Annotated in this window: 17 protein-coding genes and 2 pseudogenes; 8 read left to right on the forward strand and 11 right to left on the reverse strand. The window is 46.2% G+C overall.

Annotated features, from left to right (window positions below):
• Positions 1-121: 121 nt before the first annotated feature.
• The 6 genes from ACWQAU_RS08420 to apf (ACWQAU_RS08445) form a co-directional block, all read right to left on the reverse strand.
• The gene (locus ACWQAU_RS08420) at positions 122-1,339 is read right to left on the reverse strand and encodes an ABC transporter permease (RefSeq protein ID WP_003642127.1); all 1,218 of its coding nucleotides are present in this window, start codon (positions 1,337-1,339) and stop codon (positions 122-124) included.
• Positions 1,332-2,231 carry an ABC transporter ATP-binding protein gene (locus ACWQAU_RS08425; RefSeq protein WP_003642126.1) on the reverse strand — a complete coding sequence of 300 codons (900 nt, stop codon included), beginning with the start codon at positions 2,229-2,231 and terminating at the stop codon, positions 1,332-1,334. Before ACWQAU_RS08425 ends, ACWQAU_RS08420 begins: the two co-directional genes overlap by 8 nt.
• 405 nt (positions 2,232-2,636) lie before the next feature.
• Positions 2,637-2,810, reverse strand: coding sequence for a hypothetical protein (locus tag ACWQAU_RS08430; RefSeq protein ID WP_021355952.1), 174 nt, complete (start codon positions 2,808-2,810; stop codon positions 2,637-2,639).
• Positions 2,811-3,272: 462 nt separating this feature from the next.
• On the reverse strand, positions 3,273-3,773 hold the full coding sequence (locus ACWQAU_RS08435) for a methylated-DNA--[protein]-cysteine S-methyltransferase (protein WP_003644756.1): 501 nt from the start codon (positions 3,771-3,773) through the stop codon (positions 3,273-3,275).
• Between the two features lie 181 nt (positions 3,774-3,954).
• Positions 3,955-4,998 carry an aggregation-promoting factor gene (gene apf / locus ACWQAU_RS08440; protein WP_027821818.1) on the reverse strand — a complete coding sequence of 348 codons (1,044 nt, stop codon included), beginning with the start codon at positions 4,996-4,998 and terminating at the stop codon, positions 3,955-3,957.
• A 466-nt stretch (positions 4,999-5,464) separates the two neighbouring features.
• Complete coding sequence (gene apf / locus ACWQAU_RS08445; protein ID WP_027821819.1) at positions 5,465-6,448, reverse strand: aggregation-promoting factor; 984 nt, start codon at positions 6,446-6,448, stop codon at positions 5,465-5,467.
• A 308-nt stretch (positions 6,449-6,756) separates the two neighbouring features.
• On the opposite strand from apf (ACWQAU_RS08445), the gene ACWQAU_RS08450 reads away from it, so the two are divergent.
• On the forward strand, positions 6,757-8,301 hold the full coding sequence (locus ACWQAU_RS08450; RefSeq protein ID WP_003644818.1) for a glycosyltransferase: 1,545 nt from the start codon (positions 6,757-6,759) through the stop codon (positions 8,299-8,301).
• Positions 8,298-9,806, forward strand: a complete 1,509-nt coding sequence (gene asp1, locus ACWQAU_RS08455; RefSeq protein WP_027821820.1) for an accessory Sec system glycosyltransferase Asp1 — start codon at positions 8,298-8,300, stop codon at positions 9,804-9,806. Before ACWQAU_RS08450 ends, asp1 begins: the two co-directional genes overlap by 4 nt.
• A gap of 84 nt (positions 9,807-9,890) precedes the next feature.
• Here the strand turns inward: asp1 and ACWQAU_RS08460 are convergent, their stop codons facing one another.
• A complete protein-coding gene (locus tag ACWQAU_RS08460; RefSeq protein ID WP_027821821.1) occupies positions 9,891-10,718 on the reverse strand; it encodes a LysR family transcriptional regulator in 828 nt (275 codons plus the stop codon).
• A gap of 116 nt (positions 10,719-10,834) precedes the next feature.
• On the opposite strand from ACWQAU_RS08460, the gene ACWQAU_RS08465 reads away from it, so the two are divergent.
• Both ACWQAU_RS08465 and ACWQAU_RS08470 read left to right on the forward strand, forming a co-directional pair.
• Positions 10,835-11,845: a YeiH family protein gene (locus ACWQAU_RS08465; RefSeq protein ID WP_003642118.1), complete on the forward strand. Its 1,011-nt coding sequence runs from the start codon at positions 10,835-10,837 to the stop codon at positions 11,843-11,845.
• An 83-nt stretch (positions 11,846-11,928) separates the two neighbouring features.
• Entirely contained in the window at positions 11,929-12,492 is a 564-nt protein-coding gene (locus ACWQAU_RS08470) for a GNAT family N-acetyltransferase (RefSeq protein WP_033608047.1), read from the forward strand.
• Positions 12,493-12,550: 58 nt separating this feature from the next.
• Here ACWQAU_RS08470 and ACWQAU_RS08475 read toward each other — a convergent pair whose 3' ends face one another.
• Positions 12,551-13,051, reverse strand: a complete 501-nt coding sequence (locus tag ACWQAU_RS08475) for a DUF4811 domain-containing protein (protein WP_003644815.1) — start codon at positions 13,049-13,051, stop codon at positions 12,551-12,553.
• Positions 13,048-14,532, reverse strand: coding sequence for an MDR family MFS transporter (locus ACWQAU_RS08480; protein WP_027821823.1), 1,485 nt, complete (start codon positions 14,530-14,532; stop codon positions 13,048-13,050). The genes ACWQAU_RS08475 and ACWQAU_RS08480 overlap by 4 nt, the downstream gene beginning before the upstream one ends.
• Positions 14,533-14,745: 213 nt before the next feature.
• Here ACWQAU_RS08480 and ACWQAU_RS08485 point away from each other — a divergent pair, with 213 nt between their 5' ends.
• From ACWQAU_RS08485 to ACWQAU_RS08495, 3 genes and pseudogenes are all read left to right on the forward strand, one after another.
• Positions 14,746-15,408: an HAD family hydrolase gene (locus ACWQAU_RS08485; protein WP_027821824.1), complete on the forward strand. Its 663-nt coding sequence runs from the start codon at positions 14,746-14,748 to the stop codon at positions 15,406-15,408.
• 118 nt (positions 15,409-15,526) lie between these two features.
• A pseudogene (locus ACWQAU_RS08490) lies at positions 15,527-16,713 on the forward strand (MFS transporter).
• Positions 16,714-17,770: 1,057 nt separating this feature from the next.
• Positions 17,771-19,171 carry an aspartate ammonia-lyase gene (locus ACWQAU_RS08495; RefSeq protein ID WP_003642112.1) on the forward strand — a complete coding sequence of 467 codons (1,401 nt, stop codon included), beginning with the start codon at positions 17,771-17,773 and terminating at the stop codon, positions 19,169-19,171.
• A gap of 262 nt (positions 19,172-19,433) precedes the next feature.
• On the opposite strand, the gene ACWQAU_RS08500 is transcribed toward ACWQAU_RS08495, so the two are convergent.
• Entirely contained in the window at positions 19,434-20,360 is a 927-nt protein-coding gene (locus ACWQAU_RS08500; RefSeq protein WP_003644751.1) for an AEC family transporter, read from the reverse strand.
• A 68-nt stretch (positions 20,361-20,428) separates the two neighbouring features.
• A pseudogene (locus tag ACWQAU_RS08505) lies at positions 20,429-21,106 on the reverse strand (YczE/YyaS/YitT family protein).
• Between the two features lie 195 nt (positions 21,107-21,301).
• Here ACWQAU_RS08505 and ACWQAU_RS08510 point away from each other — a divergent pair.
• Positions 21,302-22,468, forward strand: coding sequence for a cation:proton antiporter (locus ACWQAU_RS08510; RefSeq protein WP_022638700.1), 1,167 nt, complete (start codon positions 21,302-21,304; stop codon positions 22,466-22,468).
• Positions 22,469-22,486: the final 18 nt, after the last annotated feature.

Raw genomic sequence — 22,486 nt, forward strand, 5'->3', positions numbered from 1 at the left:
TTTGAGCTAGTTGCCGATAAGTCGAAAATGTGAATTCAAAAAATACAAGCACCCGGTCTAGCGCATAATGGCGTTGCTAGACCGGGTGCTTGCTGTTGTTATAAATATTCAACTAGTGGGCCTACTTCAACCGTAAGCCGCGCTTTAAGTTGCCCCAGAAACCGAGTTCATCCGTTTGTAACATTAGCCCACCATAGATTCGGCCAATGTAGATCATACTTCCAATGATTGTTGCAATGAGAATCAGGAGTGACACGATTGCAGCGGGCATCGTTGCCATGCCGTTAATGAGGCGTAATGGCATGAAGTATGATGAGAAGAACGGAATATATGAGAAAATCTTAACGAAGAGATTGGTGGGTGTGTTCTGAAAGGCTAGGGCCATGAAAAACGCTAGCATACTCAGATAGATGACCGGTTGTGCTGCCTTGCTAGCATCCGCGACCCGGGTCACCAAAGCACCACAGAAGGCCGACGCTACGGTGTAGAGTAGTACGGCCAGTAATGCAAACAACAAGTTGATTGAGACCAAGTTGTGAATTACTTGATTGATCAGATCGGTATTCTGTTGCCAAAAATCAATTGTGAGTGAGCTACGTTTAACGAATTGCATGACGGCAAAGCCACCCACTAAGTAGACGAGCAGCTGAGTCACAATGACTAGTAAGACACCGTAAATTTTACCATTGAAGTATTTCCGCGGTGTCGTACTCGAGAAGATGACTTCCATAATCTTGGTGCCTTTGTCTGCGGCAATTTCTTGGGCTGTGATTGCTGAATAAGTGGTCAAAATCAAGTAGACAAAGAAGACGACAATATAGAAGGAGACCGTTTTAGCCGTTTTATCTGAAGCAGCGTGTTTCTGTAATTGTTCAGTAAATTTTGGCTGTACAGCCAACGCCTGGGTCTGCTTGGCACTTAGTTGTGCGCGCTGTACGTTACGTTGGCTTTGGGCAGTGGCTAAGAACTGCTGAATCTTAGCCTTGTCACCGCTGCTGACAGCATTAGGACCAGTGAACTGCGCTTGCAACTGTTGATTCTTGGTTGTTAAAACGAGGTAGCCGGCGATGTCATTGCGCTTTGTCGCCGCCTTAGCGCTGGCGAGTGTTTGGTATTTATTAGCGGTAGCCACATGACTCTGCTTAATGAAACTTGTGCGTAATTGTGGGCTAGTGCTAACGACCGCGATGTCATTCTTACTAGCGCTGGGTGCAGCAAAATAAGAAAAGGCGGCCACGAACCCGAAGAACAAGAAGGGCATAAAGACGAGTGACAAAAAGCTCCAGGACTTGATCTGCCGCAAGTAGGTTTCAAAAGTCACAATCCAAGTCTTATTCATGGTTAACACCTCCCGCTTCAGTTCGGAAAATCTCATCCAGCGTTGGTGGCTGCTGACTGAACTCTTCAATGTAATGACCAGCAGTGACTTGATCAAAAATCGCTGGGCCAACTGAAGCATCTGCAAGTTCGAGTCGGAATCGACGGGCACCTTGTTGAGTAACGGTGGTGACTCCTGGTAGATCGGCCAGTTGCGCTTGTGACCAGTCAGTCGTCAAGAAGAGACGGGTCCGGCCAAACTGGGCGCGAACATCTTCAACGGTACCCTTAAGGACTGCTTCACCATTACGTAGCATAACGAGTGAGTCACAGATCGCTTCGACATTACTCATATCATGACTGGAAAAAATAATCGCGGCGCCCCGTTGCTTAGCATCTAAAATAGCTTGCTTGAGTAGGTCGGCGTTGACCGGGTCCAAACCACTGAACGGTTCGTCTAAGATAATCAGTTTGGGATCATGAATTAAAGTACAAATCAGCTGGACCTTTTGTTGGTTCCCTTTAGATAACTTATCAATCTTATCGGTCGGCTGCCCCTTGACCGCAAAGCGCTTCATCCATGCGGCAATTTTGCCCTTGGTCACCCGTGCCGGCTGATTTTTCAAACGGGCCAAGTACACGATTTGTTGTGTGATGGTTAATTTGGACATTAGGCTACGTTCTTCGGGTAAATAGCCGATTTGATCGTAGTCATCAGCGGTCAACGGTTGCCCATTCCAAGTAATTTGACCGTCGAATGATAGAAAATTTAAGATGCTGTGAAACGTGGTTGATTTCCCCGCGCCATTTTGACCAATCAATCCCATGATTTCCCCGTCATGGACGTCAAATGACACGTCATTTAATGCTTGAACAGTCCCGAAACGCTTCTGAATATGTGCGATGGATAGCATTAGTTTGTCCCCCCCAATTCTTGAAATAAAGTCATTACGTGTTGTGCGAGCTAATTAGTCATGAAATAGGATTAAAACGTGCCAAGTTGTGTAAGTTCAAAAGCAGCCAGCTTAGGCCCGCTGGAAAAAGCTCGAGTTAGCGTAAAATTGCTTAGTTGGCGCGTCCTATGCCGACTTCCAGGCATTTCGGCCAATTGCTGGAACGCGGTGGACACAGATTTAAGCCGCAAACCACGTCTTAAATACTGGTCTTCCACTAACCAAGCCAAGGACGCTTGCTAAGTGGAACTTCACCGCTGAGCATTGGCCGAAATGCCTTCCAGTCGGGATAGTGTTCGAATGGCGGACATGTGCGGACCCAACTTTTGGTGAATTCGTCATTGTTTTTCATAAACAATAACTTTGTCAATCAACTGTCAGACTGAAAGTGATATTGAGATAGCTCACTAATCCTGAATTGGTGTAGTAAGATGTAATCTCTCGACAAAGTGCTAATGCACCTAACATTTTGTTTGAAGTTCCAGTATCAAAATAGCCAACGATAGATTGTGCTAAGTTCGGTGGTCGTTCATCAGCCATTCGAGCGGCTTCCCGAAACGTGTTCGGTGCCACTAAAGCCTGTGCTTGCTACGCCAATGGACTAATGCCAAAACCGCATTAATCCGTTGGCTAGGCAATGCTCGGCTTCAACTCGTGGCCCCGCACAGGCTTGAGACTGGAGGGGCTGGGTGACAATGCTCAGTAGCCAAATTATTCTTAGCTGGAAGTGGGTTGCTTCCGGCTTAGAATAAGACTCGTATTTGAGATGACGCGGGTTGGGCGTTAGCTCAAATCGACGTCGGCTGCGTTCCAGCAATTGGCACCCAGCCCCGGAGGTCGGCATAGGACGCACACCGGCTGACGAATAACAATCTAAACTTGGCACGTTTTAATCCTAATTAGGCCTAATAACTATTGGCACAATTAGCAATCATTGTTTGATTTTATGATGACATAGTTGATTCGGTGTGACAAGGGCGTGCGCTTGGTTCTAAGTGAAGCTTATTTGGGCAAGCGGGCGTTTTCAAGAGCTAATAGGGCGCGTTTCATTGGCAAACCACCACGATAGCCGCCAAGTTGACCGTCTTTGCGGCGGATACGATGGCAGGGGATCACAATAAGGAGTGGATTTTGACCAACGGCGCTGGCGACAGCTCGGACTGCGGTAGGGTGATTGATCATTGTGGCGAGTTGTGAATAAGTTGCAGTTTGACCGTATGGAATACGGGTTAAAGCTTGCCAAACTTGGTGTTGTAAAGGGGTGCCCGTCGTTTGGTCGAGGGGTATGTCAAAATGCTGGCGTTGACCAGTTAGGTAATCATGTAATTCTTGACAGGCCTGTTGATTAGCTTGTTGATCATAATGAATATTAGCGGATTTGAAGAAGGCTTGCCATTCGTCGCGTGGACCGTTGGCACGGCCGACAAAGGCTAAGCCGGTGGGCGTTGTGCCCAGCCAGTAAGTTTGCTGGTTAATGGTTGTTTGGGTCAATGTTAAGTGCATGTGTGAGCCCTCCGTCTCAATTAGGATAGCGTTAGTATAACAGAATTGGTGGTGTGACGACCTGATTAAATCAGAACATCACTGCTATATCTTAATGAAAAAAGCCAGTGCGAACGATGAGTCGTCCGCGCTGGCTTTGATGTCAATGATAAAGCTTGAATTTGATAATTGCAGATGCTGATTAGTACCAGCCGTTTGCTTGCCAGAACGCTTTAGCAGCAGTCCATGAGCCGTAACGGCCAGCGACGTATGCGTCGGCAGTCGCTTCTTGGTTGGCGGCAGAATAATCGCCATTTAAGAGGGATTGACCAAGTTGATATTTACCATAGTAAATACCGTTGGTTACGGTGTAGGAGCCACCAGATTCGCGAGCAGCAATCCAGGCCTTGGCAGCAGCCTCAGATGTACTAGTCGAGCTGGTTGTCGTGCTTGTTGTTGAACTGGCCGTGCTTGAGCTAGCTTGACTGGCAGTTGTGCTGCTAGTACTTGCACTACTAGTTGCGGCTGAACTAGCGGTGGTCGTCGTGCTTTGACTAGCCGCACTTTTTACTGAACTAGCACTGGCTTGACTAGTACTGCTTTGGCTAGCGGCCGACGTTGCACTCTGGCTCGTCGTACTAGTGACTGAACTAGCACTGGCTTGACTAGTACTGCTTTGGCTAGTGGCCGACGTTGCACTCTGGCTCGTCGTACTAGTGACTGAACTAGCACTAGCTTGACTAGTACTGCTTTGGCTAACGGCCGACGTCACGCTTTGGCTCGTTGCACTGGTAACTGAGCTGCCGCTGTTTTGACTCGTGCTGCTCTGGCTAACGGCTGATGTGCTGCTTTGACTGGCTGCACTGGTAACTGAGCTGGCACTGGCTTGACTCGCTGTGCTTTGACTAACCGTTGACGTGGCGGTAACGGTGCTAGTAGGACTTTGAACGGCGGCACTAGTTGTTGTAGTCGTCGTACTTGGCGTGGCTACTGAGGTGGTGGCCCGTGTCATTTTAACTGTCTGGTGTTTGTTAACTTGTAGTTTGTCCCCGACGTAGATTAAGTTGACGTTCTTCAAATGGTTCAACTTTTGAACGGCGGCAACGGTTGTTTTGTGAGTGTCTGCGATTTCACTGACAGTGTCACCAGCCTTGACCGTCACCGTATCGGCCTTAGCAGCAGTTGCACCAAGGGCAATGGCACCAGTTGTTGCTAATGAGGATAATAATAGGTGTTTAATTTTCATATAATTGATTCACTCCCAAACTAGATTAGACTTCCCTTAAAGTTTACCATCATGTAAGCGGTTCGTTAAGCGCAATTTGCTTACTGACGGACTTTTTAGAAAATAAAACATGCCCGATTAAGACATAGTGTAACAGATTAACGCTTACATTACCGCTAATTTGCAATGCAATCTTAGTGACGAGTGTGTTAATGTAGTGACCTGCGTAACGTGATTACGTTGACGGTGGGGGGCATGGTAGAATTGGACTTTTGAAAAGCCCTCCCAAATTGACTGCGGCTTGCACGTGTTCGACTTTACCAGCAGACCATTTGCATAGTGGTTGATGAAGGACTGCAATAAGGGCCGATCATGGGGGGATTGCCAGTTTGCAGTCAGGCAAGTCCGATGCACCTATATGGCAACAGAAAAACGCGGCCCCATATAGGACCGCGCTGATTGTATGTTCAGTTGTGCATGAATGTGTTTAGTAATAACCGTTGGCTTCCCAGAAGGCCTTGGCCGCTACCCATGAACCGTAGCGTGAAGCCACGTATTGGTCAGCGACGGTTTCCTGATTAGAAGCTGAGTAGTCACCGTTTAGAAGTGACTTGCTGAGTTGATACTTACCATAATAGTTCCCGTTAGATGCGGTATAGGAGCCACCGGATTCCTTGTTGGCAATCCAGGCTTTTGCGGCAGCTTCAGCACTACTTGATGTGCTAGTTGTTGATGAACTGCTGCTAGTGCTCGTTGTGGTGCTGCTTGAAGTGGTAGCACTACTGCTGGCTGCCGTACTTGTGCTGGCGGCACTGGAAGCAGTGATGTTGCTCAACTTCGTCATAGATGCGGAAGTGGCGGTTGAACTTGACGCCGTGCTAGCTTGGCTCGTTGCAGAACTTGAAGTGGCACTGCTAGTTGACGAACTGGCGGCACTGCTTGAAGCAGCACTGCTGGTTGATGAACTGGTGGCACTGCTTGAGGCCGCGCTGGCGGTTGACGTGCTGGTCACGCTACTTGAAGCAGCACTTGTGCTTGATGAGCTGGCAGCACTACTTGAGGCGACACTTGTCGTTGACGAACTGGTAGCCGTGCTAGCTGCTGACGTACTTGTACTGCTGCTAACGGATGCGCTGCTGGCACTTTGGGTGCTAGTACTGTTGGCCGTTGAACTGGCAGTACTGGTCGAACTAGCCGTACTTGAAGCAGCACTAGTTGGTACTTGGGCAGTAACCGTGGTTGCGTGGTGTTTGCCGTTGACTTCCAGTTTGTCACCGATATAGATCAAGTTAACGTTCTTTAAATGGTTGGCTTTTTGAATCGCTTTGATGGTCGTCTTATGCGTTAAAGCAATTTCACTGACAGTATCGCCAGCTTTAACGACAACGGTATCGGCATTAGCAACGGTAGTACCTAAAGCTAACAGACCGGTAGCTGCCAATGAAGTTAATAGGGCATTTTTAATTTTCATAAGTTAATCAGTCACTCCTATAAAAGTTGTGTTGTTATTTCGATTGAATGGTGATTAGTATACCGACCGCAGATTGCAAAGCAATAAATAACAGATTACGGTTTGAGCCAATTTTGTAATAAAGTAACATGGTGTAACAAGTTAACACTTTCATCATGTTTTCGCCACATTATCATCACACTCGCGGTAAAATTCAGAAGGTAACTTAAAAAATGGCTTAAAGCTGTGAGCGATATTCTTATTAATTCAGTAAAATTTGTTATAATCGAGACCGTTAAGCAGAACGTCGTGTAAGGGAGCGAGTAATAATGTATTATTTTGTGAATACCAGCATTAACCCGAAAAAATCGGGAATTGAACATGCTGAGATGAAACGGCTGGCACTTTTTAACCAGCATCACGTTCCTGCTAAGATGGTCACGCGATTTTTTTCATTATCGTTACACCAGACACTGACAGCAGCGGGGATTGCGGCTGAAAATCAAATTAATCTGTTTGATTTCATTCAGCATTCCAGTGAACGGCCAACGACTAAGATGACGATTGAAGATCTGCATCTAGCACCGGACTTGCGTGTGCAACCCGTTGGGCGTCATTATGAAGTTTATCAAAATGACCAATTATTAATGAAGGTCAATACATTTCTGAACACTCAAAAACAACTGAACAATGTCCAATATTATGATCAAAATGGTAAGTTAGTGAAGACCGATTGGTACGATACCCGGGGATTTAAAGGGCTTGAACAGTTCTATGCCGCTGATGGACAAGTAGCAAGTGAACAAGTCTTTAATCCGGACGGGGAGGTCGTCTATCAGACATTTCATATGGCAGATCGACAAAATCAGGTCCAAAATTCACTTTATCGATTCATTAATTATGAGGGGCAAGACTGGTCATTTGCTGGTGAAACGGCAATGACAACCTTTTTCCTCGATGAACTTAATCGGAGGACGCCGCATGCGGTCTTTGTCATTGATCGGACGTATGAGTTGGCTTACGCCGCACTTCACATGCGAACTAAAGCGTTTAAAGTCATGCACTTACACAGTAATCACGTTAATGATCCAGCACATCCGAAGACGGCTAGTCTCAACTTTAATTATGCTTACGCGCTCAATAACCTAGACCAATGGAATGGCGTTATTGCGTCGACTAAGCAACAAACTGCTGACTTTCAAGCCCGCTTTGGCAATCAACCCGCCGTTTATACGATTCCAGTTGGGATTGTCGATGACGCGACTTTGAATGCGCCCAAGCCATCTTTTGATCAGCGCACCGCAGGCAAGATTATTTTTGTGGCGCGTTTAGCCGAAGAAAAGCAACAAGATCAGGTGATCCGGGCATTCAAAAAGGTATTGGCCCAAGTGCCGAATGCGACCCTTGATTTCTGGGGCTATGCAAATGGAGATACCGGCAAACAACTGCATCAACTTGTGGAACAGCTGGGACTGAAAGCGGCAGTTACGTTTAATGATTATACGACCGATTTAACAGCTGTCTATAATGATGCGCAGTTGGCGATGTTAACGTCGCGGGCAGAAGGTTTTGCACTTGCCTTGCTTGAAGGTCAGGCCCACGGGGTGCCCCAGATTGCCTATGATGTCAAATATGGGCCACGTGATATTATTCGGGACGGTCACGATGGTCAATTGGTGCCGGTCAATGATGAAAATGCGTTGGCTACGGCGATGATCGACTTGTTAACGCAGCCGAAAAAGTTAGCCATGTATAGTCAACAGGCTTATCAAGATGCCCAACGCTTTAGCACAACGGCTGTTTGGCAACAGTGGCAACCACTCATGAAAGCCGCAGCCGATTTTTATCAAGTTGAGGGGGCAACACAGCGATGAATTTTTTTGTGAACCAATATTTAATGGCGTTAAATTCTGGTGTGGAACATGCCGAATTTAAACGGCTCCAGTTGTTTAAAGATCATCAGGCACCGGCTAAACTAGTAACGCGTCAATTCGATGGTTTGTTACATCAGAATATGCGGCGCTTCAATATTGCCGATGATCAGATGGCCAACTTGTTTGACTTTTTTCGTGAAACGACCAGCTTTTCCAGTCGGGTCATCAAGATGGCTGATTTGAACTGGCCAACTGCCTATGACATTAAGCCGGACCCCAATGTCAGTGAGGTACGAGCTGGTGATCGGCTGGTTGCTAAGGTCCACTTTGTTCCCAGCACGGTGGGGCACGTGTACTTCATTGAAATTTTTGATCACTTCAATAATCTTGTTCAGCGTACTGATTATGATGAACGGGGCTTTAAGGCCCGTGATGAATTCTTCTCGTCAGCCGGGGAACCAATCACGGATATTTTCTATCGACCAGATGGTAGTCGGATGGCCGAACAGTATTATGCGCATGATAATAATGGGACTAATTATGTTTCGTTGTGCCATCTTATCAATTATCATGGCCGTGACTACTACTTTAATGGTGAACAAGAATGGTACCGGTTCTTCTTAGATGAACTGAACAAGCAATATGATGAAAACAACGTCTTTATTGCGGATCGGCCGTTAGCTGCTCAGTGGCCGGTGGTGAACATGCAGACGGCGGCTGAAAAATATTTGTGGTTACCCACGCCACATGCAGTCGATCCGCGTGATCAAGTCTATTCTAATTTGAATAACGCGTATGTTTATGGCCTGCACGAGTTTCTGAGTGCTTGGGACGGTGTGATTACGAGTACCGAACAACAGAAGCAAGATTTGACGCAGTGGCTCGGTGGTCAACCGAGTGTCCCAATCCTGACGATTTCAGCGGCCGTTGTTTCCAAACAGCAAGCTCAGCACGCACCAATTGCGATCAGTGAACGTCATGCGCATGAAATTATTTATACCGGCCGTTTGGATGCGGAACGGCGCGTCGATCAGCTGGTGACAGCTTTTGACCAAGTGCACCATAAGATTACGGATGCGACCTTAGTGATTTACGGGTATGGTGGTGAACTTGACCGTCTAAAACAGCAAGTGTCCCAGTTGCACCTAGAGACTGCCGTGACTTTTGCTGGGTATCAACCGAACTTGACAATGGCTTATGATCAGGCTGGTGCTTACGTTTATACTGGTGAAAGTGATGCGCAGCCATTATCGTTAATTGAAGCCCTTAGTCATGGTGTGCCAGCAATTGCTTATGATATTAACTATGGCCCTAAGGATGTTTTGAAGGATGGCAAGAATGGTTATCTGGTCACGGATGGTGCCGTCAACCAACTAGTCAGAGCGCTGACCCGAACACTTGAAAGTCCGCAACGTCAGCAACGACTTAGCAAGGGTGCCTATCGGAGTAGTGAACAATATAGTGATGAACAAGTTTGGCAACAGTGGCAGCCGGTTGTTCAGTGAATATCAAAAATGGTCTGACTTTAGTGGTCAGACCATTTTTTAAACGCTAATGTCAAAAAGACCTAATAACAACGACGGGGATCGCTAATCTGACCACGTTGTTAGGTACTGGGTAATTGCAGTCTGTACGGGGCGCAGTGCCGCTGCCGGTTGCGTGTTAGTCAGTAAAAAGAATTGGCGTTGGTAATGAGCACTTAGCTGTTCGATGGGAATCTCGTTGCTTAAAACGTGACGTGAAATAATTGTTTGGCCGATACCATGAGCGAGGAGGTCCGCGATGATTTGGTTACTGTGGATGACCATGACTTGTGCTGGCTGAATGTTGCGGGCTTTTAAAAAGGCGTTGGTATAATGACGCACACCGGAATTAGGTTCACGTAGCAGCCAGAGGGGACTGGCAAAGTCGCCCGCATGGACGAGCTCATCGTGACCAAATGGCAAGCGATTGAGCTGGTCAGTAACGAGTGGCTTTTCAACTAAACCAAAGTCCAGTTTGTGTTGGGACATAGCGGTCAAAATTTCGGCCGAATTGGCAAGCGTCACTTGAAAGTCAAAGCGATCACTGACGGCACTCAAATTGGCTAATAAGGTGGGTAGAATCAGACGCCCGGTTGTGTGTGAGGCACCAATCCGGCAAGGAACTTTCACTAAGTGGCGTGGTGATTGCACCGCTGTTTTGGTAGCGGCCCAAGTTGTTAACAGCTTTTGAGCCTGTTGATAGAGGAGCTGACCACTGGCAGTAGGAATGATTTCTTGGCGCCCGTTACGTGTTAAGAGCGTGGTTTGTAAATCGGCTTCAAGTTGTTTGATTTGTGTCGAGACGGTCGGCTGGGAAATAAAAAGTTGCTCGGCGGCATGGGAGAAGTTGCGAGTTTCGTATACCGCACAGAACGTTTCCAATTGTTTAAACATTGTGTTCACCCCTAACTATTATGTTTATTAATAGTAACTATCATAATAATTTATTTCTCAAATGTAAATAACTTTCGTATACTTAAAAGCATCGAGATAGAGATGGGAGAAAGCGAATGAAGGTCAAAGGGATTTTACCGGGGTTAGTGACCAGTCTGGTCATTGCAATTATTAGTCAAGGATTGGCGCAATTTGTGCCAGCGTTAGGTGCGGCTACTATCGCGATTCTATTAGGAATCATTGGTGGCAATACGTTTCTGAAACAACCGCAACTTGGTCGGGGGACTAAGTTCGCAGAAAGTAAGCTGTTGGAATATTCCGTGATGTTGCTCGGTGCGACGATGACGGTACAGACAATCGGCAAAATTGGTGGGTTCGGTGTGCTCTTTATTCTTTGCCAAATGACGATTACGATCGTTGGGGCTTTGTGGTTAGGGCGTAAGCTGGGTTTCAGCCAGTCGGTACGTATGCTGATGGCCGGCGGTAACGCCGTGTGTGGGTCGTCGGCGATTGCATCAATCGCCCCCGTTATTGACGCGGATGAAGATGATAAGGGGACTGTCATTACCTTAGTTAACTTGATGGGGACAGTGCTGATGTTAACGTTACCGGTCTTAGGAATGGCCGTGTTTGGTGGCAGTGTCATTCTTAAAGGGGCCTTGATTGGGGGAACTTTACAATCAGTTGGGCAGGTAGTGGCCGCAGCTAGTATGATTAATCAAACAACGGTTCAATTTGCAACGATTTTCAAAATTATGCGGATTATGATGCTAGTCGTCGTTGTTTTGATTTTTGGCCGGTTACACCAACGCACGATTGAAAATGAATTGGCTGAGGATGCTGTCGTCAGTGGTAATGGGAACGGTCATTGGTTACCATGGTACGTGGCCGGGTTCTTAATCTTATGTGCATTGAATAGCTTGATTTCGTTACCAGCAATTATTGGCGCAACGGCTCATACAATCAGTAGTTGGTTTGAAATCATTGCGTTAGCAGCTATCGGGTTACGTTTGAATCTTGTTAACTTTATGAAAGCTGGCAAGCGCTTAGCACTGTATGGCTTAGGCGTGGGGACGATTCAGGTCGTCAGCGCCTTGATTTTAATTACGTTATTACTGCAACATTAATTGGGTTTTGATACACTTAAATCGCAATCATGGTTAATCATTCAATTAATCATGATTGCGATTTTTCATCTAAGAGAGTAGGAATGTTCATGCTAACTTATCGAGTCACACCAGCGATTGAATTGCGAGAACCGCTACCCCAAAGCGATGCGCTGGCATTACTAGCATTATTAACCGCTAATCGTGCGCAGTATCAGTATTATTTGCCATGGGTGGCTAAAATTCAAACGGTGGCGGATGAACAACGCTTTTTAACTTTTGCACAAGCTCAGTTACAACAAGCGCAAGCGCTCAACCTAGTCATTGTCGTTGAACAACGGGTTGCGGGAATGGTTAGCTGTGACCACTTCGATGATAACGACCACAGTGCCAACATCGGCTATTGGTTGGGACGACCATTTCAGGGACGCGGCGTCATGACGGCAGCCGTCCGTGGCGTTTGTGACTTGGGTTTTAATCAGTATCATCGGCAATGTTTGCGGATTCGTGCGGCGGTGGACAATCAGGCAAGCAATGCGGTGGCGCAACGGACGGGCTTTGACTTTTTGATTCAGCATCCAGGTGGTCAGCACTTATTGGATGGCGATCATGATGAGAATGTGTATCAGGTTTCAGCGGTTGATTGGCTGGCGAAGCGCCACAAGTGATGACGATTAAACAAAATAAAACTGACTAGCCAAGATGGTTAGTCAGTTTTATTAACGTCTAATTTTTAACTGTCACCACTTGCCACGTCTTAGGAATTGTAAACAAATATTGGCGTTGAACAATTTTTGTCTTGGTATTTCCTAGGCTGAATAACACGTGTGTCAGGTGATTTTTGAACTGCCAAGTCGTGGTCTTTAGTTGAACCTGCGCGGGTGAACCGCTAGTCAGTTTAGTTGTTGTGGTGGTTGCGGTCACCGTGTGACTGACTTTAGTGGCGGCTGCAACCCGGTAACTGATGACGCGTTCAGACCCTGTTCCGAGTTGCTGGACCCGCAACGCTACTTGTTTGGATTTTAGCGGGGCTAAGTCTTGAATCTGCGTGCGGGTGACCTCGTGCATGCCCCAATGGTAATTGTCGTTTAGGACGAGGGCGATGAGGCTAGTGGCAATAATGAGGCCACTAATGATAATGGCAATGAGACGGTTACGGCCTGCCGGTGAAAAAATCATCGTGCCAGCAAAGACAAAGGTTGCCAGAATTAGTAAGACAATGATCATGCGGCATCATCCTCCTGACTAATGGTTTTTGAATGATTGGCTTTTAAGAAGAAGGTAATCCCAAAGCCAATCGCACAAAAAATGAGTGAGACAACGAACGCCATGTGATAACCAGTTAAGGTTGCGGTGATTCCGTCCTGACGGTATTTCAAAGGTGCCTGTGTCAGTAATTGATGTCCCGGCATTTGCCACTTAGCGACGCTGGAGTAGACACTGATTAAAACGGCCGTCCCCATTGAAGCTGCGACTTGACGTAGGGTGTTGTTGGCGGCGGTCCCATGGGAAATCAGCCGGAAAGGTAACGCATTGATCCCGGTCGTTGTGACGGGCATGGTAACCATGGTCAGGCCAAACATCCGAATGGCGTAAACAACGATGATCCATAAGATTGGGGTCGTGGCACTAATTGATAGGAAGAAAGCAGTTCCTAGCGTTAGGAGTAACATCCCCGTCATTGCTAGTCTGCGGGCACCGATATGGTCAAAGATGCGACCAGTAATGGGGCTCATAATCCCCATCATGATTGCGCCAGGTAATAAAATCAATCCAGAGTCCATTGCTGAACGACCGAGGACCGTTTGAATATACATTGGCAAAATCATTTCGACGCCCATCATAGCCATGTAAGCGAGGGCGGTCAGGATTGCGGATAGGGTGAAAGCCGGAATCTTAAAGACACGTAATTCCAATAATGGCTGATCCATGTGAAGTTGCCGCCAGACGAATAGACCAATGAAAATCAGACCAATGACTAAAGTTGTGAGAACGACTGGGTCGCCCCAACCAGCATTACCAACGGATGAAAAACCGTATAACATACTGCCAAAACCAATTGTTGAGATCAAGACTGACCACCAATCAATTGGTTGTTTGGAAGTTGGTAAGACTTTCCGCAAAGTGAAGAATGAAACGATGATGACTAGGATATTGATTGGCAGGATGAATAAGAAGAGTGCCCGCCAGGAATAGTTATCAATAATCCAGCCAGAGAGTGTCGGTCCGATGGCGGGTGCTAAGCCAATAACAATTCCGGCTGTCCCCATTGCGGAACCCCGTTTTTCGGGTGGATAAACTGAAGACATGATTGTTTGAAACACTGGGGCGGAAATTCCGACGCCCATTGCTTGAATCATTCGGGCAATCAGCAACATCTGAAAGTTGACGGCAAAGTACGCCAGCGTAGTTCCCAGACCAAAAATAAGCATGGCTGTTAAGTACAAATACTTGGAATTGATTCGGGTCAGCAACCAGGCACTGACGGGAATCATAATTCCCATGATTAACATGAAACCGGTGGTCAACCACTGAACGGCGGTTGCTGAAATATGAAAATCGGCCATTAACGTTGGAAAAGCTGTCGTTAATAGTGTTTGGGTAATGAAGGTGGTGAACGTCCCGACAAGTAAAGTCAATACAAACCAAGTCCGGTGATAGGGCTGGCCGTTGGCATCAAGCGGCAACGTTGAATTTTGAGTTGGCATAATACCGTCCTTTCTTTTATAAATTCTGTAATAATGCACAATCAATAAGTATATCACGATGCAATTCCTAGGCCTATTAATTGGTACTGGGGCGGTCTGCTGAGTGTTCGGTGTCGTGGTAAAATAAAATAGATAATATTAGTTAATTTGTGGTGAGTCGTGCTAATGATAGCCAGCACAATTCATCGACATTCAGTAAGGAAGCTAAAAAATATGACCAAAAAATATTTAACATTTGATTGTTACGGGACGTTAATTAATACTGAGCCGCTGTATCAATGGGTGGCTAATTTAGGATTGGCGGTTGGTTTAGACCCACTAACGGTTCGCAAAGCCTACGCGACTTATGAGGACGATCCTGCCAGTGTCAATCCTTATCTAGATTATTCAACATTAGTCCGGGCTGATCTTAAGCATTTAGATCGATTGTTTGAACAGAGACACTTCTTTGAAAGTCATTACGTTGAATGCTTGGAAGTGCAACGACACCTATTACCATACGCCGATGTTATACCGACCTTAATAGCCTGGCAGCAATTGGGCTATCAATTGATTATTATGTCGAATTCTTCCTGGGATATCATGCCGGCCAACATTGCTGCTTTAAAGGTGTCGTTCACAGCGGTTGTTACGGCTGAAGACATTCAAGCTTACAAACCAGCGTTAGCTTTCTTTGAAACGGTTCAAGAGCGTTTTAAGTTAACGGCAGATAATCATTGGCATATTGCACGTGGCTATGAATCCGATGTTGTTCCAGCCAGTGCTATGCAGTGGCCGATGATTTGGATTAATCGTGATCAGCGACAACCGACTAGTTCTGAACGGCCGACCCATATGGTTACTGATTTGGCCGCTGTTAAGCAGTGGGTTAACTAGGCGTGCGCGGTAGTGTCCCCGTTGATCAACAGTTAAAACACTGATTGATCATCAGGGTTGAACAAGCTTTCTAATTTTGACTAAGCTGTTAAATCTCAAAATTGGAAAGGAAATTAACGTGAATTCAAAATCTTTAAATAAAAGTACGGTCCTATTAATGGCGATCTCCGCGGCCATTGTAGTGGCTAATATTAATTATATTCAACCGATTGAGGCGGACATTGCGCAACAGTTTAATCTCCCAAACGCCGTTATTGGCGCGGTGGCAATGCTGACGCAGTTAGGCTATGCCTTTGGGTTGCTCTTAATTGTACCCATGGGTGATATCATGAATCGCCGAATGTTGATTATGCGCTTACTGGTACTCGCAATCATTTCAGCGTTACTAGCCTTCGTGGCTCCCAATATTTGGGTGTACGCCTTGGCAAGTTTACTGATTGGGATAACCTCTGTGGCACCACAAGTTATTATTCCGTACGCTGGCTTTCTCGCACCTCGTAATCAGCGTGGTCAAGTCTTGGCAACGTCCTGAGTGTCTTGCTCGTGGGGGTTCTCTTGTCACGAACTGTCAGTGGGGTACTTGCGAGCTATTTGCCTTGGCAGATGGTCTATCTGATTGCCGCTATCTTGATTGCAGGATTGTGGCTCGTCTTGTGGCGAAAATTACCGCATGATCCCGTGACGACACATACCACGAATTATAAAGCCATGATTCAGACAGTACCTCAGTTAGTAAAACGCTATCCGGTTTTGCGAGCGTCGGCTGTTAACGGATTTGTCTTGTTTGGTGTTTCTAATATTTTCTGGGCAACACTCGTCTTTTACTTGCAACATCAATACGGGTGGGGAAGTCGTGAAGCTGGTCTGCTTGCGTTGCTAGGTGTTACCGATGTGTTAGCAGCCCCTTTAATTGGCCGTTTAGCTGATCGTTTTCGGCCCCGAACGATTATCGGCTTGGGTCTAGTGTTATCAACATTAGCCTACGTAGTGTTTTGGCTGAGTGGTACGCATTTGGTGGGGTTAATTATTGGTATTGTCATTCTTGATTTAGGTACTCAATTCGGGCAGGTCGCGAATCAGACACGGATTCAAAGCATCGATGTCCATGCCAGTAGCCGTTTCAATTCGGTATTCATGTTTGGCTACTTCATGGGTGGCGCCCTAGGTTCATTTTGTGGCAACGTCTTATGGGATTTAGCTGGTTGGAACGGCGTCTGCGGGTTAGCGGTCGTCGTGTTAATGATTGGCTTTTATGCCCACTTTGTTCATTATCCACGGGTGGTGACACGACAAGTGCAACATTAGCAGTGTATTAGTTAATCGGTCATGAATCATGATTAAAACGTGTCAAGTTTAGATTGTTGTTCGTCAGCCGGTGTGCGTCCTATTCCGACCTCCGGGGCTGGGTGACAATTGCTGGAACGCAGCCGACGTCGATTTGAGCTAACGCATAACCCGCGTCATCTCAAATACGAGTCTTATTCTAAGCCGGAAGAAAATCACTTCCGACTAAGAATAATTTGGCTACTGAGCATTGTCACCCAGCCCCTACAGTCGGGAACCCGCTCGAATGGCTAATGAACGGCCACTTAACTTAGCACAATCTGTTGTTGGCTATTTTGATACGGGAACTTTAAACGAAACGTTAGGGTTGTATTAACCACTTTGTCGAGACGGCCAATTATTACGATGTTGATTGAGGAATAGTGAGACATCCTAATATCATTTTCACCCTGACAGTTGATTGATAAAATTATTGTTTATGAAAAACAATGACGAATTTACCAAAAGTTGGGTACGCACATGTCCGCCATTCGAACACTGTCCCGACTGGAAGGCGTTTCGGCCAATGCTCAGCGGTGAAATTCCACTTAGCAAGCGTCCTTGGCTTGGTTAGTGGAAGACCAGTATTTAAGACGTGGGCTTCGGCTTAAATCTGTGTCCACCGCGTTCCAGCAATTGGCAGAAATGCCTGGAAGTCGGCGTAGGACGAACTTGAAAAGCATGTTTACGCCCACTCGCACCTGTTTCCAGCGGTTTTTAGCTGGCCGTTTTTGAACTTAAAAAACGACACGTTTTAATCATGATTAATCCTAAAATGACTAGCACGATACCTGTTGTTAAGTAGGCTGTTGATGTTTGTGTAATAACTTAATGATTGGTATAGGCGCTGGCAGTAGGGGACAGTTAATTAATATGAAGTATGCTGATGATGAGCTTAATGAATATTAACCATAATTGGCGTTGAACTTAATATTAGTCGTAAATCAATTAAAAGGATTGTATTTCAGAGAAAATGGTCTAAACTCTAATTATTCATGTTAGAAGATGTAACATGAAATCTAAATAAGAGGGTTTTGCTATGCGAATTGAAGCTGATTGTATTGGTAAGTTAGCTGTTCCGGATGATGCTTTGTATGGAATTCATACGTTACGTGCCGTTCATAATTTTCCGATTACGACGGAATTGATGCATCCACTGATCATGCAAAGTCTTGTTCAAATCAAGAAAGCGGCGGCCAGTGTGAATGCGGCTGCCGGAACTTTGTCTAATGATAAGGCACACGCCATTATTGCGGCATGTAATCAGTTACTACTGGGGCGTTACGCGGATAACTTCATTGTGCCAGCGATTCAGGGGGGTGCTGGGACCTCGGCTAACATGAACGTCAATGAAGTGGTGGCTAATTTGGCTCACCGATTGATGCCGGCAGTTGCCGTTCATCCCAACGATGATGTTAATCAATCACAATCAACCAATGATACTTTTCCAACGGCCGGTAAAATGGCGCTTTGCATGCAACTCCCAGGACTATTAACGGCACTCAGCCGGTTGGTACAAACGTTACTGGTTAAATCGCAGCGTTATCAAGATGCCATCAAAGTTGGCCGAACTCAGCTTGAAGATGCGGTACCGACGACGTACGGGCGGACCTTTCATGCTTATTACCAATTATTCAAGCGTGATTTGACCCGTGTACGGCAGGCGGGCGAACATCTCCGAATCGTAAATTTGGGTGGGACTGCAATCGGTACCGGCATCAACGCGACTCACACGTATCAACAACAGATTTTAGTGAAATTAAATCAAAATACTGATTTAGATTTAGTAGCCGCACCAGACTTGATCGATGCAACGCAAAACTGCGATTTGTTCGTGGAATTCTCTGCGGCCATGAAGACGTTAGCCGTTGACCTTTCCAAGTTTAGCAATGACTTAAGATTGCTGGCGAGCGGCCCACAAGCTGGCTTTGGTGAATTGAATTTGCCCGCGCAGCAAGCAGGTTCTTCTATTATGCCAGGTAAAATCAATCCGGTTATTCCGGAGGTTGTTAACCAAGTTGCGTTTGAAGTGATTGGTCACGACACGACGGTAACAATGGCAGCGGAAGCAGGCCAATTGGAATTAAACGCTTTCGAGCCGATTATGTTACGGGCATTGCTAACCAGTGAGCAGCATTTACAGCAGGCCTTGACTACATTAGTCGATCACTGTGTGCGGCAATTGACGGTCAATCGCCAACGCTGTGCAGATCAAGTGGCACATTCGGCCATTACGGCAACTGTTTTGGCGCCATACCTTGGTTACGAGACGACTACCGCGCTGATTAAAGAAGCGCTCACCACTAACCAAGCAATTCCTGAATTATTACATCGACGTCGCTTGCTTAGCGATGCTTTGGTCGAGCAGCTGTTTTCGCCGGCCGGACTAACTCAGCCACGCCCAGAGGTTATTGAACAACTACGAGCGGTTGCAAAGTAGCCACTGTTTTGCAGTGCAATTTATGGCTGAGATAGGCTAGTGCTGAAGGTTGACACCAGCCAGTTTAAAGCCAATGGACGTCGCACGACTTAGCACAAACTAAAGTTAGCGCGCTTTCTGCCAATTACTAAAACGCAGTGGATCCAAGTTTAAGCCGTATCTCAAATGCTAGTCATTAAAAATGAGTCACCAGAATGAAAAATTCTGATGGCTCATTTTTAGTTGTCGTTTACTTAGTCTTAGCTAAAAGCAGTGAGACACATTAGTGTAAGTTGACCAAAGCAAAAACGATTGGAATGGTAACGACACTTAAAATCGTTGAGATGCTCATTAGGGCAACGGCTGGCCCGGGATCACCGTGGACTTTGAGCGAGAACAAGACGACGATTCCGGCGACTGGGCAAGCAGCCATTAACACTGTGGTGAATAATGGGATGCCAGTGATACCCATTAGCTGGAGGACAACAATCGCCAAGTATGGAAACAATAAATTGCGCAATAAGATGACTAACCAAAGACGTTTATCGAGTGTTGCACGGTTAAGTTTAACGTCTGCCAAACTATTCCCAATAACGATCATGGACAGGGGTGTGTTGACCGAACTGACATATTTAATAGCGCTATTGGCAATCGTTGGCAGTTGCAGCGAGGTTACGAAAATCAGTAGCCCAACAACAATGGCGATGATATTCGGATTAAAGACGATCTGTTTAAGATTATCCCGCCGATTGCCCTGTTGTCCGGTGAAGAGGGTGATACCGTGAGTCCAGCTAAAAATATTGAAGGCCGCTAACGAGGCAACAGCATAGAATACGCCAGTTGCACCGAATAGGGAGCTGGTTAATGGAATCCCCATAAAACCGGCATTAGAATATACGGCACCGTAACGCATAATGCGCCGCAAATTCTGGTCAGAGACGCGTTTGAATAGTAATTGTGTCACAATGATCATGAGCACATAAATGATCACAATTCCAGCAATGACCCGGGCTAACATTTGCAAGCGGTCGGCTGAAAATGTCTTTTCAAAGGCTTGAATAATCAAGCAAGGTGACACAATGTATAACAGGATATTGGTTAAATCAGTTGAAGTCTGGGCATGCATGAAGCCGAGCTTGTTAACGAGCAGGCCGACGAGCATGAGAATGAACATCAAAATGATTTGACTAGTTAGTTGCGTTAAATTCATTTACTTCAGTCCAATAAATTAGAATACTCTCATTATTGAGGCTTGGCCTGAACTTTGTCAAGATTCATTTAGGCCGGATGATGCGCCTGGACAATATCCACGTGATGTTTGAGATGGGGAAAAACATGATGATCAGACCACCCCATGATGGCACCTTGAGCAATTAAGGCAAAGACCGTCCCGAAGCCAATGGCGCGCAAATGACCTGTGGCGAAGAATGAAACGACGATAATCGTCAGAGGTGGCAAATAACTGGTCCACTGAGCAATAATAGCGGAGCCATGTAAAAACCGAAAGCGTAAGATATATGATAAATCATCGTTCGGATGCTGAATTAAATTACAACGCTGGTAAATCGAGACGGCGGCCGCAACGCCTAATAGCCCAAGCACGTTTAGAATTAAGCGTGGTAACAGGGACAGGGCGGGAATCTGTAGCCAATCCCAAAAGTAGCCGATAAATTGGACCAGGTAACTAAAGGGCACGATATAGAGCAAGTTGGAGATAAACCGCCGCCGATCAAAGTGACCTAACAGAAGTTGGTTGAGAATCGTGACAACCACACCGTACAGTAATAAGGTGGTTCCTAATGAAATATGGGTTCAGTCAGCTAGATTAACGCTGGAGCCAGTCCAGACGGCGCTACCTAGGCTGGTGGCGATGGTGAGCGCGTTGGCAGCAGAATTCAGAATAATGGAAAAGACTAAAAAACCAAAACGTTGACGAAAATCAGGAATGTTCAACACGACTAAGCGACCTTTCAGTTAACAGTATATGAGTTATTATAACCGCTTTCATAAGTAGATGTCACGGCTAGACTCATAAAAATATGCTATACTAATTGCACAATAGATTTTACGGTTGAAGGACACTTCAAGAATTCGGACTACTTTTGGGTTGGGTAGTCAGAGCTTGCAGTGCCCTTTTTTAGGAGGTTTTTAATGGATTACGTTGGTAGTTTAGCGTTGATTTTAATTGTTACGGCGGTTGCGGGTCACCTGAGTGTCCGAATGGGCCTACCCGCGGTGATTGGCCAATTGTTAAGTGGAATTATACTTGGTCCAGCCGTATTAGGTTGGGTCTCAGCAACAAGTTTTATCAAAGACTTCGCGGAGCTTGGCGTGATTATTTTAATGTTCATGGCCGGCTTAGAGAGCGATTTAAAATTGCTGAAGAAGTATTGGCGTCCTAGTTTGTTAGTTGCGGTCCTGGGGGTCATTCTACCCGTTGCGGTGATTGACTGGTGTAGCCAACTATTTCACCTTAACGCCACTGAAAGTTTGTTCTTGGGCGTAACCTTCGCGGCCACATCGGTTTCGATTTCAGTCGCGGTTCTCAAAGAGTTAGGCGCCCTCGATGGTAAAGAAGGGACGACGATTTTAGGTGCAGCGGTCGTTGATGACGTCCTGGCTGTTTTGATTCTGAGTTTGATGATCAGCTTATTTGGCAGTGAAGTCAGTGGTGGCGGTAGTCATGCCTCAACCAACTTGGGACTCTCGCTGGCGATTCAGTTGGCGTTCTTTGTGGCGCTGTACTTTGTGGTCAAGTGGGTGGTGCCACATTTAATGGCCGTGGGGAATGCCCTACTGGTTCCAACCTCCATCACGCTGATGTCACTAGTGATTTGTTTTGGACTCTCATACTTAGCGGACGCAATCGGTTTAAGTGCTGTGATTGGCGCGTTCTTTGCCGGTATCGCCGTTGGTCAGACGGACTATCATGAAGTTATCGATGAGCATATTCAACCCATTGGTAATGCTGTATTTATCCCAGTCTTTTTCGTTAGTATTGGGCTGAATATGTCATTCAATGGTTTCCTGAACGATTTTTGGTTCATCGCTGTGATTACCGTTGCGGCAATTGCCACTAAGATCATTGGTGCCGGGGTCGGCGCACGGTTGGCGGGTTTTAATTGGTTAAGCGGCTATGAGATTGGCGCCGGCATGGTGTCACGTGGGGAGATGGCCCTGATCATTGCACAGATTGGTTATCAAGGCAAATTACTATCAGCTGATCGTTATTCGGCAGTCATCACGGCAATCATTTTAACGACGCTGATTGCACCACTATTACTTCGTCAGGCGGTTAAACGCCAACGTGAAGCTTAAAGCAATTGAAAATCCCAA

Source organism: Lactiplantibacillus sp. 3062, from assembly GCF_055413545.1.